The sequence below is a fragment of the Amphiplicatus metriothermophilus genome (assembly GCF_900199215.1).
Taxonomy (GTDB): Bacteria; Pseudomonadota; Alphaproteobacteria; order Caulobacterales; family Parvularculaceae; genus Amphiplicatus; species Amphiplicatus metriothermophilus.
The window spans coordinates 309589-326294 of sequence record NZ_FZQA01000003.1 but is presented as its reverse complement, the minus strand read 5'-3'; the positions used below and the strand labels follow the sequence as shown (position 1 = coordinate 326294).

Annotated in this window: 16 protein-coding genes; 3 read left to right on the top strand and 13 right to left on the bottom strand. The window is 65.8% G+C overall.

All coding sequences use genetic code 11. The annotated features are described in order from the left end of the window. Nucleotides 1-4: 4 nt before the first annotated feature. On the bottom strand, nucleotides 5-844 hold the full coding sequence (locus CHB64_RS09275) for a hypothetical protein (protein WP_089412326.1): 840 nt from the start codon (nucleotides 842-844) through the stop codon (nucleotides 5-7). Between the two features lie 113 nt (nucleotides 845-957). Here CHB64_RS09275 and CHB64_RS09270 point away from each other — a divergent pair, with 113 nt between their 5' ends. Then, the gene (locus CHB64_RS09270; protein WP_159462466.1) at nucleotides 958-1620 is read left to right on the top strand and encodes a Fe2+-dependent dioxygenase; all 663 of its coding nucleotides are present in this window, start codon (nucleotides 958-960) and stop codon (nucleotides 1618-1620) included. Nucleotides 1621-1629: 9 nt separating this feature from the next. Here the strand turns inward: CHB64_RS09270 and CHB64_RS09265 are convergent, their stop codons facing one another. Further along, nucleotides 1630-2985, bottom strand: a complete 1356-nt coding sequence (locus tag CHB64_RS09265) for a Y-family DNA polymerase (protein WP_159462465.1) — start codon at nucleotides 2983-2985, stop codon at nucleotides 1630-1632. A 108-nt stretch (nucleotides 2986-3093) separates the two neighbouring features. Here CHB64_RS09265 and CHB64_RS09260 point away from each other — a divergent pair, with 108 nt between their 5' ends. Together CHB64_RS09260 and CHB64_RS09255 are read left to right on the top strand one after the other, a co-directional pair. Beyond that, complete coding sequence (locus CHB64_RS09260; protein ID WP_089412323.1) at nucleotides 3094-4269, top strand: vWA domain-containing protein; 1176 nt, start codon at nucleotides 3094-3096, stop codon at nucleotides 4267-4269. Nucleotides 4270-4289: 20 nt separating this feature from the next. Further along, entirely contained in the window at nucleotides 4290-6230 is a 1941-nt protein-coding gene (locus tag CHB64_RS09255) for a S9 family peptidase (protein ID WP_089412322.1), read from the top strand. A gap of 13 nt (nucleotides 6231-6243) precedes the next feature. On the opposite strand, the gene CHB64_RS09250 is transcribed toward CHB64_RS09255, so the two are convergent. From CHB64_RS09250 to CHB64_RS09200, 11 genes are all read right to left on the bottom strand, one after another. Continuing rightward, nucleotides 6244-6588, bottom strand: coding sequence for an Hpt domain-containing protein (locus tag CHB64_RS09250; RefSeq protein WP_089412321.1), 345 nt, complete (start codon nucleotides 6586-6588; stop codon nucleotides 6244-6246). A gap of 114 nt (nucleotides 6589-6702) precedes the next feature. Continuing rightward, nucleotides 6703-7053: a cupin domain-containing protein gene (locus tag CHB64_RS09245; RefSeq protein ID WP_089412434.1), complete on the bottom strand. Its 351-nt coding sequence runs from the start codon at nucleotides 7051-7053 to the stop codon at nucleotides 6703-6705. Between the two features lie 86 nt (nucleotides 7054-7139). Beyond that, complete coding sequence (locus CHB64_RS09240) at nucleotides 7140-8420, bottom strand: TRAP transporter large permease (protein ID WP_089412320.1); 1281 nt, start codon at nucleotides 8418-8420, stop codon at nucleotides 7140-7142. Then, nucleotides 8411-8920 (bottom strand): TRAP transporter small permease, encoded by a 510-nt coding sequence (locus CHB64_RS09235; protein WP_089412319.1) that lies wholly within the window; start codon nucleotides 8918-8920, stop codon nucleotides 8411-8413. The genes CHB64_RS09240 and CHB64_RS09235 overlap by 10 nt, the downstream gene beginning before the upstream one ends. After that, nucleotides 8913-10010, bottom strand: coding sequence for a TRAP transporter substrate-binding protein (locus tag CHB64_RS09230; protein ID WP_089412318.1), 1098 nt, complete (start codon nucleotides 10008-10010; stop codon nucleotides 8913-8915). Before CHB64_RS09230 ends, CHB64_RS09235 begins: the two co-directional genes overlap by 8 nt. 156 nt (nucleotides 10011-10166) lie before the next feature. Next, nucleotides 10167-11777 (bottom strand): carboxylesterase/lipase family protein, encoded by a 1611-nt coding sequence (locus CHB64_RS09225; protein WP_089412317.1) that lies wholly within the window; start codon nucleotides 11775-11777, stop codon nucleotides 10167-10169. 24 nt (nucleotides 11778-11801) lie between these two features. Then, nucleotides 11802-12821, bottom strand: coding sequence for a sugar kinase (locus CHB64_RS09220; RefSeq protein WP_089412316.1), 1020 nt, complete (start codon nucleotides 12819-12821; stop codon nucleotides 11802-11804). A gap of 30 nt (nucleotides 12822-12851) precedes the next feature. Further along, on the bottom strand, nucleotides 12852-13610 hold the full coding sequence (gene kduD, locus CHB64_RS09215; RefSeq protein WP_089412315.1) for a 2-dehydro-3-deoxy-D-gluconate 5-dehydrogenase KduD: 759 nt from the start codon (nucleotides 13608-13610) through the stop codon (nucleotides 12852-12854). 2 nt (nucleotides 13611-13612) lie between these two features. Further along, the gene (gene kduI, locus CHB64_RS09210; RefSeq protein WP_089412314.1) at nucleotides 13613-14461 is read right to left on the bottom strand and encodes a 5-dehydro-4-deoxy-D-glucuronate isomerase; all 849 of its coding nucleotides are present in this window, start codon (nucleotides 14459-14461) and stop codon (nucleotides 13613-13615) included. A 119-nt stretch (nucleotides 14462-14580) separates the two neighbouring features. After that, entirely contained in the window at nucleotides 14581-14955 is a 375-nt protein-coding gene (locus CHB64_RS09205) for a hypothetical protein (RefSeq protein ID WP_089412313.1), read from the bottom strand. Nucleotides 14956-14975: 20 nt separating this feature from the next. Further along, the gene (locus CHB64_RS09200; RefSeq protein WP_200815305.1) at nucleotides 14976-16409 is read right to left on the bottom strand and encodes a S41 family peptidase; all 1434 of its coding nucleotides are present in this window, start codon (nucleotides 16407-16409) and stop codon (nucleotides 14976-14978) included. Between the last annotated feature and the right edge of the window lie 297 nt (nucleotides 16410-16706).

Below are 16706 nucleotides of genomic sequence, written 5' to 3'. Positions count from 1 at the left end.
CGGCTTACATCAGCCCGCGCGCGATGATCTCGATCCGCGCCGCCGCGCCGTAGATGGTCGAAGACCGGGCTTCGACCGGCTCCTGCGGCATGACCGTCGACGCGACCGCGAGCGCAAGGGCGGCCTGCTCGCGCGCCTGCGCGATCGCCTCATCGACCGCGCCGCCGCCGCCGTCGAGGGCGGCAAGTCTTTCCACCGCCGCCGTCATGAAGCCGTAGGCGTCCTGATATTCGTGCAGATTGACGATGGCCCCGTCCTTCACGCCGATGTCGAACTCCTCGCCCGCCGTGCGCAGAAGCGCAGCCGCGGCGAGCAGGGTTTCCGCCGGGCTCGCCTGCGCAGCCTCCGCCGCGGCGTCGATGGCGCGCTTGACGGCGGCGAGATCGGCCTCGACCTCGCCGGCGGGCGCGCCATTCGCGACGCTCGCCGCCAAAGCCTGAAGCTCGCCGGCGAAGCCGTCGACGCCGCGCGCTTCGAAGGCTGGGGCGAGACCGGCGTAAAGCTCGTCCTCCGGATGCTTCATATGAGTCGCGGCCATCGCCTGCTCGCCGGCGGCGTAAAGCGCCGCGCCGGCCTGAAGATGTCCGCGGATCAGGAAAAGCTGGTGAAGATAGGCGACCGGGTCGGTCGCGGGGTCGGCCGCCGCCGCGCCTTCGCCCTCTCCTTCTCCTTCGCCGCCTTCGCCCTCGCCTGCGAGATGGGCGCCGTGATCGCTCGGGCCTGATTCCGCCGCGCTTGGGGCGCCGGCTTCCCCCTCGCCTTCGCCGCCGCCGCAGCCGCCGAGAGCGGCCGCGCCCAGCGCGATCGTCGACAGGCCGGTTAGCAGTTTCAGACGGCGAGCCATGGGCGCATCCTTTCGCTGGCGTTCCTGGAAGGGCGGCCATCATAATGAGGCCGCTTGCTTTTGCAATCGCCTCGCAATTACAGATGTGTCCCGGACAGATCTATGACGCGCCCATGATCCTCCAGATCGCCGACATTCTCGACGCCCCGACCCTGTCGGCCATACGCGAAACGCTGGCCGACGAGACCCTATGGACGGACGGCGCGGCGACCGCCAAAGGACGCGCGCGCGCGGCCAAGCGCAATCTTCAGCTTCGCGCCGAAGCGCCGGCGGCGAAGGGCGCGCTGTCGCTTCTTGAGCGGGCGATTCTGAACAGTCGAATCGTGCGCGCCGCGGCGCAGCCCGACCGGCTCGCGCGCCTCATCGTCAGCCGCTATGACGAAGGCATGGGCTACGGTCCGCATGTGGACGCGGCCTATATCGACGGGGCGCGCACGGACGTTTCCTTCACGCTCTTTCTGAGCGCGCCGGAGGAATACGAGGGCGGCGCGCTCGTCATCGACAGCGCCGGCGCGGAGGATACGATCAAGCCGCCGGCCGGCGCGATCGCGCTCTATCCTTCGACCTTCGTGCACCGGGTCGAGCCCGTGACGGGCGGGCGCCGGCTCGCCGCGATCGGCTGGATCAAGAGCCGCGTGCGCGCGGCGGAGCATCGCGCCCTGCTGTTCGAGCTCGAGACTGCGCTCGCCGAACTCGGCGCCTGTCCGGTTCCTGACAGCTTGCGCGACCGGCTCGTCAATCTGCGCAACAACCTTCTGCGCGCCTTCGGCGAGTGAGCCGAACGCTCAGTACAGAAACTCCGCCTCCTCCGGCACGCGAGAGAAAGCGATCTTCGCGCCGAGATAGTCGAGATCGAGCCCCTGCTGGCGCGCGAGCGTGACATAACGCCGGCGTTTTTCGCCGGTTTTCGATCCGCCGCCAAGCCGCTCGAACTTATGTTCGAGATCGGCGTTGATCCGGTCGATCGTCGCCCACAACCGCGCGCGCCGATCAGCGGCCGGATCGGACGGCGCGAATAAATCGAGCTGGGCGAGTTCGGCTGCGCCTTCCGCGGCGAGATCATGCAGATAGACGGTCACCCCGCCGCAACGCGGCGCGGGCGCGCCCCGGCCGCATCGGGCTTCGTCGAGAAACGCCGCCCACAACGCGTCAAAAACTCTCAGAAAGCTGAAGGAATCCTGCGTGGGCGGAAAACGCCGCGCGCCCTCCCAGCGGCCGACGGGGCGCAGCCGCACGGCCAGCGTGAGCGCGCGCGCGTGAAGCCCGTAATGACGCAGCCGACTCGCCGCCTTGAGCAGCAGCGCGCGGCCGACGACGCGCGCTTCGCACGGGCGTTCGTGCTCGCGCGAGAGCACGCGGCTGTGGCCGATCATCGACTTCTTCGTTTCAGGCTCGTCGACTTCGTAGCCGTGCAGCGCGTACCAGAAACGCTCTCCCTGCACCGAACCCCAGATCGCGCGCGCCTGTTTGGGCTGCAGGCGCCACAGGGCGGGAAAGTCATGCACCCCGGCGCGCGCCAGCCGCGCCGCGACGCCGGGGCCGACGCCCGGAATCTCTTCGAGCGGCATGCCGGCGAGGCGGCGCGGCAGGTCCGCTATTTCAAGAACGGTGAGCCCGTCGGGCTTATTCCGCTCGGCGGCGAGCTTGGCGAGAAGCCGGCTCGGCGCGAGCCCGATGGACGCGCGAAGGGCGGGCCCGACATTTTCCGCGATCCCGCGCTTGATCGCCCGCGCGACGACAAGCGCCGCCCGGGGATGCTCCTCCGAGCGGGAAAGCCGGAACGCGGCCTCATCGATCGAATAGACTTTGACCAGCGGCAGATGGCGCCCGATCTCGTCCATCAATTGCTTATGCACAGCCACATAGCGGTCGTGGCGCGCGGGCATGACCGCCAATCCCGGGCACAGCCGGCGCGCTTCGCGGATCGGGGTTCCTCGCCTGATCCCGAAGGCGCGCGCTTCATAGCTCACCGCAATCGCGCCGCTGCTCTCCGAGGCGAGCGGCGCGACGACCACCGGCCTGCCGAACAGCCCGGGATGGTCGTGCTGCTCCACCGCCGCGAAATAGGCGTTGAAGTCGATGAACAGGTATCGAAGCCCGACATTCGGACGATAGCCGGGCGGACCGTGAACGAGCGACATTTCCGCCGCGGAAGACATGGAACAAAAATAGAACATCCAACGGGGGCGCGCAAGCGTCCGCTGCCCGTCGCCCTGTCGAACGCGCAAGGCCCGTGCTACATCGCGCCCATGTTCACCCGCTTCTTCCAAGAGCTGAAATCGGCCGGCGTGCCGGTGAGCCTGCGCGAATATCTGACGCTGATCGAAGCCGTGGAGGCGGATCTCGCGAACCGGCGCGTGGAGGATTTCTACTATCTCTCCCGCGCCGCGCTGGTGAAGGACGAGCGCCATCTCGACAAGTTCGACCGCGTGTTCGGCCATGTCTTCAAGGGGATCGAGACCGTCGCCGAGGGCGTGACGGCGGAAATTCCCGAAGAATGGCTTCGTCTGCTGACGGAGCGCTACTTCACGGAAGAAGAAAAGCGCCAGATCGAGGCCCTTGGCGGCTGGGACAAGCTGATGGAGACGCTGAAGAAGCGTCTCGAAGAACAGAAGGAGCGCCATCAGGGCGGCTCGAAATGGATCGGCACGGGAGGAACCTCGCCCTTCGGCTCCGGCGGCTACAATCCGGAAGGCGTGCGCATCGGAAACCAAGGCCGAAGGCAGGGCCGCGCGGTCAAGGTCTGGGAGAAACGCGAATACAAAAATCTCGACGATCAGGTCGAGCTCGGCGTGCGCAACATCAAGCTGGCGCTGCGCCGCCTGCGCCGTTTCGCGCGGCGCGGCGCCGCGGACGAGTTCGATCTCGACGGTACCATCGACGCCACCGCGCGCGCCGGCTATCTGGACATCAAAATGCGGCCCGAGCGGCGCAACCTGGTCAAAGTGCTCCTGTTCTTCGACGTCGGCGGCTCGATGGATCCGTTCATCCGAGTCTGCGAGGAGCTGTTCTCGGCGGCGCGCTCGGAATTCAAGCACATGGAGTATTTCTACTTCCACAACTGTCTTTACGACTTCGTGTGGAAGGACAACCGGCGGCGCTGGACCGAGAAAATTCCGACCTGGGATATCCTTCACAAATACCCGCACGACTATAAGGTCATTTTCGTCGGCGACGCCTCCATGAGCCCTTATGAGATCACCGTTCCCGGCGGCTCGGTCGAATATTTCAACGAGGAAGCGGGGGCGGTCTGGATGCGGCGGCTGCTCAGCGTCTATGAACGCGTCGTCTGGCTCAATCCGACGCCGCGACAGCACTGGGATTACACGCCGTCGATCGGCCTGATGCGCGAACTTCTGGGCGACCGGATGTTTCCCCTCACGCTTGAGGGAATCGACAGGGCGATGTCCGAGCTGAAAAGATAGGCGCGAAGCAGGGGACCTCGATGATGAAAACGCTGGGGATGATTGCGGCGAGCGCAATGCTCGTCTGGGCGGGCGCGGCGGCGAGCGAGATCGAGCATGTCTCGCCTGAACCGAAACCGCTGAAGGTCGGCCTCGCCGGCGAACAGCCGCCGGATATCGCGCGCTTTCTTCTCTCGCGCGGCGCGTTGTCGGCGAAGATTTCGCCGGACGGCGAGCGCATCGCGCTCCTGCTCGATACGACCGGCCTGCGCCAGATCTGGATCATGCCGGCCGCAGGCGGAACGCCGGAGCAGATCACTTTCGGCAACGGCGTCACCTTTTTCGAGTGGACGCCCGACGGCCGGGCGCTCCTTTACGGCGCGGACAATGACGGCGACGAGCAGGAAGCCTACTATCTCATATCCGTAGACGGAAAATCAGAGCGCCTGGTCTTGCCCGCGGCGGAAGGCGGCTTTCGCCAGTTCGGCGCCTTTTCTCCGGACGGCGCGCGCTTCGCCTACGCCTCGACGGAGCGCAACGGCGACGACTACGACATCTATGTCGCCGATCTGGCGAGCGGCGAAAGCCAAATGATCTTCGAGGGACGATATCACTTCGCTGCGGAAGCCTGGATTCCCGGCGGCGCGAAGCTGATGGTCTCGGAGGCGGTGGGCGAAGATGGAAACAACCTTTATACGTTGGACGCGCAAACCGGCGCTCTGACGCCCCTGTTCCGGCCGGAAAGCCCCGCGAATTTCACGAGCGGCTTCGGCGGCGGCGAGGCTTTCGCGCCCGCCCCTGACGGCGCGCGGGTTTATTTCTCGACCAATTACGGGCGGGAGTTTCTGGCCCTCGGCTATTACGATTTCGCCGAGGAAGCCTTCACGCTGATCGCGGAGGAAGACGACGCCGACATCGAAAGCCCGGTTCTGTGCGGCGACCGCTATCTCGTATGGCGCGTCAACCGCGAAGGGTTCGACGCGCTGAAAGCGCGCGATCTGCGGCGGGGGCGCGACATCCCGGTCCCGCCGCTGCCCGAAGGCGTGCTCGGCCTTTCCTGCGCGCGCGAGACGCCGCGGCTGCTCGTCAAGGTCTCCGCCCATGACACGCCAGGCGACGTTTACATATGGAACATCGGAGCGCGCGAAGCCGCGCGCGTGTTCAGTTCGACCCTCGCCGGCCTGAAGGCGGAGGATTTCGTCAAACCCGTCAGCGTGCGGGCGCCCGCCCGCGACGGCGTGATGCTTCAGGGCCTGCTCTATTTGCCCAAAAATCACGGCGCGGATGAGAAACCGCCAGTGCTGTTCGACGTTCATGGCGGACCGACCGGCCAGTCGAAAGCCGGCTTCGATCCCGTGACGCAATATCATGTCGCGCGCGGCGTCGCCGTCTTTGAGCCGAACGTGCGCGGCTCGACCGGGTTCGGACGGACATATCTCAACCTCGACAACCGCGAGAAGCGTCTCGACAGCGTGCGCGACCTCGTCGACTTGCTGGCCTGGCTCGACGAGGACGGGCGCGTCGACGCGCGCCGCGCAGCCGTAAAGGGCGGCTCCTACGGCGGCTACATGGTCAACGCCGTGCTCGGCGCCTATCCGGACGCTTTCGACGCCGGCGTCTGCCTTTTCGGCGTCGGCGACTGGGTGACGGCGCTCGAGGTCGCCTCGCCGGCCCTCAAGGCGTCGGACCGCGTAGAGTATGGCGACATCGCCGATCCCAGGTGGCGCGCCTTTTATGAGGAGATCTCGCCGGTGCGCAATGCGGACAGGATTCGCGTTCCCGTTCTTTACTCCCATGGCGCGCGCGATCCGCGCATCGACAAGGCCGAAACCGAGGTGATGGTGCGCGCGCTCCGCCGCAACGGGATCAAGGCGCCCTATATTCTGATCCCGGACGAAGGCCATGGCTGGCGCAAGCTCGCCAACAAGCTCTTCTATTACCGCCGGGAGGCGGCGTTTCTGGGGGAAGTCTTCGCTGAGTAACGAGAACTGAACGTCAGCCGACGGCAGTCACGCTGCGCGCTTCTGCGAGCGCAGCTTCGACTTCCGCAGCCAGAGATTTGAGAAGCGCGCGGCGCGCGGCCGTGGTCGCGCCGCCACATCCCGTCAGCGCCTCTCCCCGTTCGCAAAGCGCGCCGACCCGCCAGGCGCCGACCCCGCGCGCCGAACCTTTCAGGCGATGGAGCGCGTCGGACCAGGCTTCATCGCCCATGCCCGCATCGAGACGACTCATCGCCAGCCTCGCCTGCTCGACGAAAAGCGCGAGGATTTCGTCCCGCAGCGCCGCGTCGCCGCAGGCGTAACGGTCGAGATGGGCGAAGTCGATGGCTGCGGCGTTCATCGTTCGGCGTCCCGGCTTCGCCTCCAGCTAGAAGCCAGGTCGCTACGTTTTTGTTAAAATTCTCGCGACCTTCCTTACCAAAACATGAATCCGGACCGCCGGCCGAGTCGAACGTCATGGCGTCCGCTCGGCAAGCGGATACGAGATGATGAGGGCGAGCGGCTCTTCCCCGATCTGGCGAATGCCCACATTGGCGCCTTCATAAAGATAGGCCGCCATGCCTGGCTCCAACATGGCGGTCTCGCCGTCGGAGACGACCTCGCCCGAGCCGGAAAGTACGTAATAGACTTCGTCATGAGAGATCACGTGCTCTCCGATCGCCGCGCCCGGATGCAACACGCGCTTGCGGAACTCCATGGCGCGCGCCGGCGCGGCGTCGCTGATGCGATAAGCCGTGCTCATGCCGATGCGTCCGTGGGGCGGCGGCTCGTCGACCTTCACGTCGTTCTCGTCGACGACGATCATGGGCCGCGCCTGGGCGGGCGCCGGTTCCGTCGGCGCTCCGCAGGCGATCAGTCCGGCAGATGCAAGCAGCACGCAAATCGTTCTGGTCATTTGAACAGCTCCGGAAGCCGCATGGAAAGGGCGGGAACATAGGTGACGAGAACGAGCGCGAAGATCATCGCCCCGTAAAACGGCCAGATGGTCTTCACCGCCTGTTCGACCGGCGTCTTGCCGACCGCCGCGCCTACGAACAATACAGACCCCACTGGCGGCGTGATGAGGCCGATCCCCAGATTGAGCATCATCACCACCCCGAACTGCACGGGATCCATGCCGAGCTTCTGCACGATGGGCAGCAGGATGGGCGTCGTGATGACGATGAGCGGCGACATGTCCATGAACGTGCCGAGCGCGAGCAGCATCAGATTGATGATGAGCAGAATAACGATCGGATTGTCGCTGACCGCCGTAATGAGACCCGCCAGCTGCGAGGGCGTCTCAAGGATCGCCAGCGCATAGCCGAACGCCGTCGCCGCGCCGATGATCAGCAGCACCATCGCCGTGATTTTCGCCGACTGGACCGCAGACTCGACGAACCGTCGCCAGCCCAGGCTGCGATAGACGAAAGCGCCGACGAGAATGGTGTAGATCACTGCGACGGCGGAGGATTCGGTCGCCGTGAACGCTCCGCTCAGAATGCCGCCCATGATGATGACCGCCGCCATGAGGCCGGGCAGAGCCGCCGCGCAGGCCAGCAGAAACGCCCGCCAGCCTGGAAAGGCCCCGCGCGGATAGCCGCGGCGCGCCGCCACCGCCCAGGCTGCGATCATCAAAAGCCCCGCCGTGAGCGCGCCCGGAACGATCCCGGCGAGGAACAGATCGCCGATCGACACCCCCGTCCCGCTGGCGGCCGCATAAATGATCATATTGTGCGAGGGCGGAATAAGCAGGCCGACGATCGCCGAGGACACGGTCACATTGACCGCGTAATCGCCGTCATAGCCCTTTTCCTTCATCAGCGGCATGAGCGCCGAGCCCATCGCCGAGGCGCTGGCGATGGCCGAACCGGAAACCGCGCCGAACATGGTCGAAGCGCCGACGGTGACGAGACCGAGCCCGCCGCGCGCGCGGCCCAGAGCGGCTTCCGCCGCGCGCACCAGCCGCTCCGCCACGCCGGAGCGGTACATGAGGTCGCCCGCGAAAATGAAGAAAGGAATCGCCATCAGCGTGAACACGCTCATGCCCGCCGCGACGCGCTGGAAGACTACGATGAGCGGGATGTCGAGCGCGACGAAGGTCGCGATCGAGGCGCCCAGGAGCGCGAAGGCGACGGGAACGCCAAGCGCCAGAAGGATCGCCAGCGTGAGGATGAGGACGGTCAGCTCCACCGCGGGTCCTCCTCGTCCTCGGACTTCAGTCCGCGCGCTTCCTCCAGCGCGCGCTCGACGGCGAACAGGACGATCAGCGCCCCGGCGATGGGCAAGCCCAGATAGGCGAGCCCGCGCGGCAGGCCGAGCGAGGGGATCACATGGCTCCAGGTGCGCGCGACGAGATCGCCGCCCCAGACGAGCATCGCCGCGCCGCAACCGGCGACCACGAGATTGGATGCGATGCGCATATAGCGACGCGCGCGCGCGGGCGCGGCGTTCTCCACGGCGACGATGCGAATGTGGAAGCCCTCGCGCACGCCGGCCGCAGCGGCGAAGGAGACGTACCAGATCATCAATGTGAGCGAGGCCTGTTCCGACCAGGACGGGCTGGAGTTCAGCACATAGCGGCCGAAAACCTGCCAGCCGACGATGACGGTCATCAACACAAGGCCCGCGGCGGCGAACTTCATCATGATCTCGCTCGCGGCGCGAGTGATCTTGGCAAGCTTCTCAAGCATCGTCCGCCATCTCCTCGATCATCCGCACAAGACGTTTTTGCGCGTCGGTGACGACGAAACGCGACCAGACAGGCCGCATCCGTTCCACGAAGGGCGCAAGATCGTCGACTTCGTTGGCCTTCACGCCCTCCGCCAAGAGCCGCGCGCGCGATTCCTCGACGCGCCTGTCCCACAGCGCGCGCATGAAGGGCACGGATTCCCTAGCCGCGCCGCGCACCGCCTCCCGGTCCGGCGCCGAGAGCTTTTCCCAACGCGCCTTCGACATGACGAGAATCTCCGGCGCCATGACGTGTCGGGTGAGGCTGTAATACGGCGCCGCCTCGTAATGGCGGCCGGATTCGTAGGAAGGCCAGTTGTTCTCCGCCCCGTCGATCACGCCCTGCACCAGCGACTGATAGACCTCCCCCAGCGACATGGGCGTGGCGTCGGCGCCCAGCGCCCTGACCATCGCGACATAAAGGTCTGAATTCTGCACCCGGATCTTCATGCCGCGCATGTCCTGCGGCGTATGGATCGGCCGTTTCGTGTTGTAGAAAGAGCGTTCGCCGGAATCGTAAAAGCACAGTCCGATGAGCCCGTGCGGCTCAAGCGCGGCGAGGATCGCCTCGCCAGGCGCGCCGTCGAGGGCGCGGCGCATATGCGCCGTCGAGCGGAACAGGAAAGGGAGCGACGGAATCGTGGTCAGCGGCTCGATGGAATTCAAAGGCGCGAGGTTGACGCGGTTCATGTCGAGCCCGCCGAAGGTGGCGATCTCCAGCGTGTCGCGCTCCGAGCCGAGCTGTCCGCCGGCGAAAATCTTCACGTCGAGCCGCCCGCCGGTGCGCGCCCGCAGCAGCCGCGCCATCTCTTTCACCGCCTCGACGGTCGGATAGCCGTCTGGATGGGTGTCGGATGAGAAGAGGGGTCGCGGCTGGTCGCGCCCGCAACCGGCCGCCAAAGCCGCCGCGCCGGCGAGGAAGGCGCGCCTATCCACCGCACCGACCAGGACAGCCGGCTTCGGCCGCTTATCGCCTTGCGTCGGCGCAGGTCCGTTGACGGCCCCCGCGCATGCGATGGGGATGGCGCTTCGATCGCGGCGCGCTTCGGCCATGTCGCTTGGGTTTCCTCCCGGCCTGCCGATCCAGGCTGTCCTTGTCGCTGGCATGGTAACCGGTGTCATTACATTTGAAAAGCGGAGCCATGGAAAATCGCCTGCGCGGAGGCGCCCATGCATGAGCAAGTCAGGAGGCGCCGCCCGTCTTGCTTGTCACGTCCCCCATTGGGTGAAAGGAACCTTGGCGAAAAGCGCGCGCTCGCCCTTGCGCGGGTCGTTCATAAGGCGCGTCGTCTCGTCGAACACCATGGTCTGGCGTTCAGGCAGGGTATGGCGGTCCCAGCGCGGCAGGCCGGAATGGTTGGGATCGCCATGACGCGCGAGCGCGATGAAGGCGCGACTCAGCTCGTCGGCGACGCGGCGCGCGGCGGCGCCCGTTCCCGTGAGCGAGCCGGGCTTGTCCGTATTGTCAAAGGCGTGGGCGATGTCGATGGTATGCGGCGCGCCCCATTTGCCGCCGTCGAGGGGCGAGGCGAGATCCATCTGATAGACCCAGGTCGGCGCGCCCTGCCGCGCGCGAGCGTCCGACTCCTCGACCTGCCCGCGCCAGGAGCGCGCCGCGGTCGTCGCCGCGAAGAACACGTCCGAAGGCGAATGGTCCGGATAAAGACGGCGATAGGTCTCGACCACATGGCCGGGATGGATGTCGACGCGCATATGGGCGGCGAGCCGCGCCGGCAAATCCTCCCATCGCAGATCGAAGGCGTCGGGCTCGCGCGCGCCAATGAGATTGCGCGTTTCGTCCTTCGTATTGCCGAGGATCATCGGAATTTCGGCCGACTGCGCCGGCGCGTCGGGCCAGAAGGGATGGCGGGAAAGAAAGCGCTCGTCCAGCACCGGCCCGAAATAGACCCCGCCGCGATCCGGCCCGATCGGGTCCGGCGTCGCCAGCGCTTCGACAAGACGCTCCGCCGGCAGGGATTTCAGCGCCGCGACGTCGCCAGGCGAGACTGACAGCGCGTCGAGAAACGCGCGCGCCCGCTCGCTGGCGTTGAGAGGTCCTGAGGCGGTCACCTGCTGGCCGCTCATGGTCGCAGCGGCGTGAAAGAACCCCATCGCCGCCGGGGCGGCCATCAGAGTCGCGATCTTCGCGCCGCCGCCGGACTGGCCGAAGACCATGACGCGGCCCGGATCGCCCCCGAACGTCGCCGCATTGTCGCGAACCCATTCGAGCGCGAGCACGAGATCCCACATGCCCGCATTGCCGGAATCCGGCAGGGCGCCGCCCGCGACGAGCGGCAGGTAGAGATAGCCGAAGGCGTTCAGACGATGATTGACCGTTATGACGACGACGTCGCCTTTTTCAGCAAGCCGACGCCCGTCATACAGCGGGCTTGATCCGGACCCGGAATTATAGGCTCCGCCATGGAAATAGACCATAACAGGGCGTTTTCCGCCGTCGGCGAGGCCTGGCGTCCAGACATTGAGGAAGAGACAATCCTCGCTGATCGCTTCGCGCGCGCCGCGCTGCGGGCAGGCCGGGCCGTAATCGACCGCCTCGACCGGCTCCTGCCAGCCTTGCGGCCGCGCCGGACGCTCGAACCGGCGCGGGCGGGTGTCCGCGCCATAGCGCACCCCCTTGAAGACGTTGATCGCCCCGTCGCGATAACCCCGCACCGGACCGTGAACAGTCATGGCGAGCGGCGCCGCCGCCGGCTTTGCGCGCCCCGCGGCGGCCGCGATCAGCGGCGCGACGGCGCCGGCGGCGAGCACCTTGCGGCGCGGCAGGCGCGAAGGAGCGTGTCGTCGAGCCTTATCGGTCATGGAGGGTCCTTTTGACTCGCCGCCTCACCGGCGCACGTCGAGGTCGTCTTCGGCGAGCGCCCGCTCTACGTCAGCGACCGTGGCGATGTTAAAGTCGCCAGGCATGGAGTGCTTCAGCGCCGCTGCGGCGGCGGCGAACTCGACCGTATGCCGATGATCGTGCCCGGCGATCAGGCCGCGCAGCGTCCCGGCTGCGAACGCGTCGCCCGCGCCGATGCGGTCGACGACGCCGGAAAGGTCCCATTCGCGCGAGCGCCGCTCGCCCCCGTCCCGCGTCGCGAGAACCGCCGTCAATGCGTGATGGTCGACGCTGTGCTGGCGCCGGCGCGTCGCCGCGATAAGCTCAAGTCCCGGAAAAGCCTCGAACGCGGCGGCGAAAGCGGCGCGCCGGCCCGCCTCGTCGCGAGGAAAATCGCGCCCGAGAACCAGGCCCACGTCGCGTTCGTTGATGAAGGCGAGATCGGCGCAAGCGAGAATCCGCCGCAGGATCGCCGGCCCGTCCCCGCCCCAGGCCGCCCAGAGCTGGGCGCGATAATTGCCGTCGAAGGAAACCTTCACCCCGCATTCCTTCGCAGTGCGAACGGCCTTGAGCGCGGCGGCGGCCGGCTTCGGGCCGACCGCAGGCGTCACGCCGGAAACATGCAGCCAGCCCGCACCGTCGAGGATCGCCGGCCAGTCGAGCGTCTCTTCTCCGGCTTCGGCGAAAACCGAGCCCGCCCGGTCGTAAATAATTTCCGAAGGCCGCCGCGTCGCGCCTGAGGCCATGAAATAAAGTCCCATCCGACCGGATGCGCGCGCGACCGGCGAAACGTCGACGCCGTAGCGCCGGAGCTCCCCAAGAGCCGCCTCGCCAAGGGCGTTGTCGGCGACGACGCTCGCAAAGCGAGCCTCATGCCCGAACTGCGCGAGGGAAACCGCGACATTTGCTTCGGCTCCTCCGACATGAACGTCAAGCCGCTGGGATTGGAGCAGTCGCTCGCGCCCCGGCGCGTTGAGCCGCAGCAAAAGCTCGCCGAAACAAACGATCGCGCGATTTCGGGCCATCCGTCTTCCCTGCTTTCGGACGTCCCGATCCTAGCGCGCCAGCCAGCCGCCGTCGACGGCGAGGATCGTTCCGTGCACGTAATCGGAAGCCGGCGAAGCAAGGAACACCGCCGCCCCGGCGAGATCCCCCGGCTCGCCCCAGCGTCCCGCCGGGATGCGGCCGAGGATTTCCGCGTTGCGCTTTTCGTCCGCGCGCAGCGCCGCCGTGTTGTTGGTCGCGATGTAGCCCGGAGCGATGGCGTTGACGTTGATTCCCCGGCTCGCCCATTCATTGGCGAGCAGCTTCGTCAGGCCCGCCACGCCGCTTTTGCTCGCCGTGTAGGAGGCGACGCGAATCCCGCCCTGAAAGGACAGCATGGAAGCGATATTGATGATCTTGCCCGGCCGCCCGGCGGCGACCATGCGTTTCGCGGCCGCCTGGGAGAGAAAAAACACCGTCTTGAGATTGACGTCGAGAACCTCGTCCCAGTCTTCCTGCGTGAAGTCGAGCGCGTCATTGCGGCGGATCACGCCGGCGTTGTTGACCAGAATATCGACGGGGCCGAGCGCCTTCTTCGCCGCCGCTACGATCTCTTCCGCCCGGGCGCTGTCGCGCAGGTCGGCCTCGACGAAGGCGAAACGGCAGCCCGCCTTCTCCACTATCTTACGGGTCTCTGCCGGGTCGCTGCGCCCCACCGCGGCGATGTCGGCGCCGGCTTCGGCGAGACCGACAGCGAGACCCTGACCGATGCCGGTATTGGCGCCAGTGACCAGCGCGATCTTTCCCGAAAGGTCGAATGCGGACGGCATGGTTATCTGAGCTGGCAGATGTCGAGGACGTTCATGTCGGTGTAGTCGAGATTCTCCCCGCCCATCGCCCAGATGAACGCGTAGTTCTTGACGCCGCATCCCATATGGATCGACCAGGGCGGCGAGATCACCGCCTCGTCATTGCGCATGACGATATGACGCATCTCTTCCGGCTCGCCCATGAAGTGGAACACGCGATCGTCCTCGCCGAGATCGAAGTAGAAATACACCTCCGAACGCCGGTCGTGCAGGTGCGGCGGCATGGTGTTCCACACGCTGCCCGGATTGAGAATCGTTAGTCCCAAAAGGAGCTGGCAAGACTTGCAGGTATCGGGAACGATGAACTGATAGATCGTGCGCTCGTTCGACTCTTCCAGCGAGCCGCGCTCCAGAGGCACGGCCTTGTCGATGGAGATTTTTACGGTTTCATAACGGCGGTGCGCGGGAGTCGAGACGAGATAGAACTTCGCCGGACTCGCCGGGTCCGTCGATTCGAACACAACCTTTTCCGAGCCCATCGGAATATACAGGCCGTCCTTCGGCTGCATTTCGTAGGCCTCGCCGTCGACGGTTATACGCCCCGCGCCGGCGCCGACATTGACCGCTCCCATCTCGCGACGCTGCAGAAACGGCGCGTCCTTAGCCGAAGGCGGTTCGGTCTGGTCCGGCAGCTTCAGCGCCTGCGCGACCGGCGCCGCGCCGCCGATGACGAAACGTTCATTATGCGAATAATTGAGCGAAATGCGATCCTTGCCGAAAAGCCCCGTGACCGCGTAGCGCTCGCGGAGCTTTTCGTTGGAGACCCCTTCCATCATGTCGGGATGCGTAGCCTGATAAATCCTGTCGAACATCGCTTCCTCCCGCCCGCCGCCTGATGCGCCTTATGAGACGCCCGACGGCAGGACGCCGCATCAGGTTAGGTAACCGGTGTCATACCATCACGGAACGCCTCCTGCAAGCATCGCCCCGGTCATTCCCGCAGCGCGCGGCAGGACACGTCTTTCAGCTCGTAAGCCTCGCCGGTCTCGCGCCTGACCGCGAAGCACCGTCCGTCTTTCAAAACAATGTCGAACACCGTCGGCCGCGCCAGGCTTCTGTCCTCATGCGCGGTCGGGCGCGGCGGCAGAACGGCAAGGGTCGACATTTTCGTCGGATCTCCGGGACCCAACTCGACCTTCGCGACCCCCATCGCCTCAGCGAGCGCGGCCTTCGCCCGTGCCATCGTCTCGGCGTCCGCTGCAGCGAGCGCGGCGGGCTCCCCCTCGCCTTCGCCGTTCGATTGGCAGGCGCTCGCCATCAGCGCGATAAGCGCGATCGGAATGAACATGCCGCGATATGAAACCATTCCTGGCTCCGTTTCGCACCTCAATTCGGCATCCGCATGTCGCGGTTCGTCTCAAATACGCTCCTGCCCGGCAGCATGGGCGACGCCCCGCTCTCCTTGACGCTCGAACTACTGGCGGAAAACGCCATGGCCGAGGTCGGGCAGGCGCCGGTTTCGCGATAGGCGAGCGCCGCGGCGAACATCGGCTCGTTTTCATCGCCGAGCGCGCTGCCAAGATCATCGGAAATCTCGCAGCCGGGAACCTTCACCGCAAAAGCGGCGCTGGAGTTTTCCGGCGAAAACCCGTCGGCGTAATCGCCGAATCCTTTGTCGTTCACGCCCTGGAACTGGATCGTGAAGTAGGTGACGCCGCAATTGTCCTGCGGGAAGAACCCGAACGGCTTCCCGCAGGTCGCGCCGCCGATCAGCACCACTTCAAGGTCGATCCCGCGCAGCGCGTTAAGCACCGCCTCGCTGGCGCTGCACGTAATCTCGGTCGACAGAATGAAAACGCGCGGCAGATCGAGACTTTGCAGCGGCTGGCCGGCAGGCAGGGAGAATCCGAGCCCCTCGTCAAAGAAAGGCACAGGTTCATTGAACTGGCCGGTCACCGGATTGAGGTCGCCGGCGTCGTCGTTGAAGCGCAGCCTTTCAAAAACTCTGCCGCTCGTGCGCGCCTCCCCGGCGATCATATAACCGAGCTGCGAGGCGACGGCGAGCAATCCCCCGCTATTGTATCTGAGGTCGAGAACGAGATCCTGAACGCCGTCCGCCCTCATGGCGGCGATCGCATCGGCGATGTCCTTCTCTGACGCGAAAGGGCTGAACGTCGTCAGCAGCATATAGCCTACCTTTCCGCCCGGCGTGTCGACGACGCTCGTCAGATTGACCGGCTTGGGCGCGATGTTCTCCGAGATCAAGGTCACGGTTCGCGTCGATGCGGCGCCGGCGTCCCGAACGACGAAGGTATGCTGTTCGCCCGCCGTCGCCGGAAAAAGACCGTTGTTCAGGATATCGATTTCAGCCTGCGTGTTGGCGTTGACGAGATCGACGCCGTCCACCTCAAGAATGCGCGTTCCTCGCGGAAGATTTATCTGGCCGCCGACGACTTCCGCAGCCGGCGAGCCAGGCTCCGTATACAGAACGCGCACATCTCTTGGCGGCGTTGCCGAAAATATGGCTAATTCCGCGCCATATTCTGCGCGCGGCGTGGAATTTCGTTGCCTCAAGAATTCATCGGTAGGGATGGTGAAATGAAACTCGTCCTTGTCCCTTCCGGAGAGAGTCGTCGCGAAAGTTCGCAGCAGGGCGAAGTATTCCAGGCGATCGCCGAAGTCCGCCGGATTGCGATCGATCACTTCGTCGTTCCACAGATAGGTCTCATGCGTCCAGGAGCGCAGCCAGAACATCTCCTCGAGCATCGAGCCCGGCATGTCCGGAAAGGGATTGCCTTCGATGTCGACGCCCGTGCGCACGACCTCGCAGCGGTCCTTGAATCTGCTGGCCGGTTCGAAAACCCCTTCCGTCCAGGTCGGGCCGGTCCCGCCCGGCGGCGGAGGAGGCGGCGGAGGCGGAGGCAGCGTCGAGCCCCCGGAGCTTCCGCCGTCGCTGCAAGCCGCGAGCAACAGTATTGAGAAGGAGAGTAAAAGCGAAGAAATGCCGCTGCTGATGCGAGATTTCTCTGTCACCGCCCCGCCCTTTGACTCCCCCTGAACCCGATATGGCCGTGATTTGGCCTTCAATCCCGCACCACAGTCAAGAGGGGTTCTCCG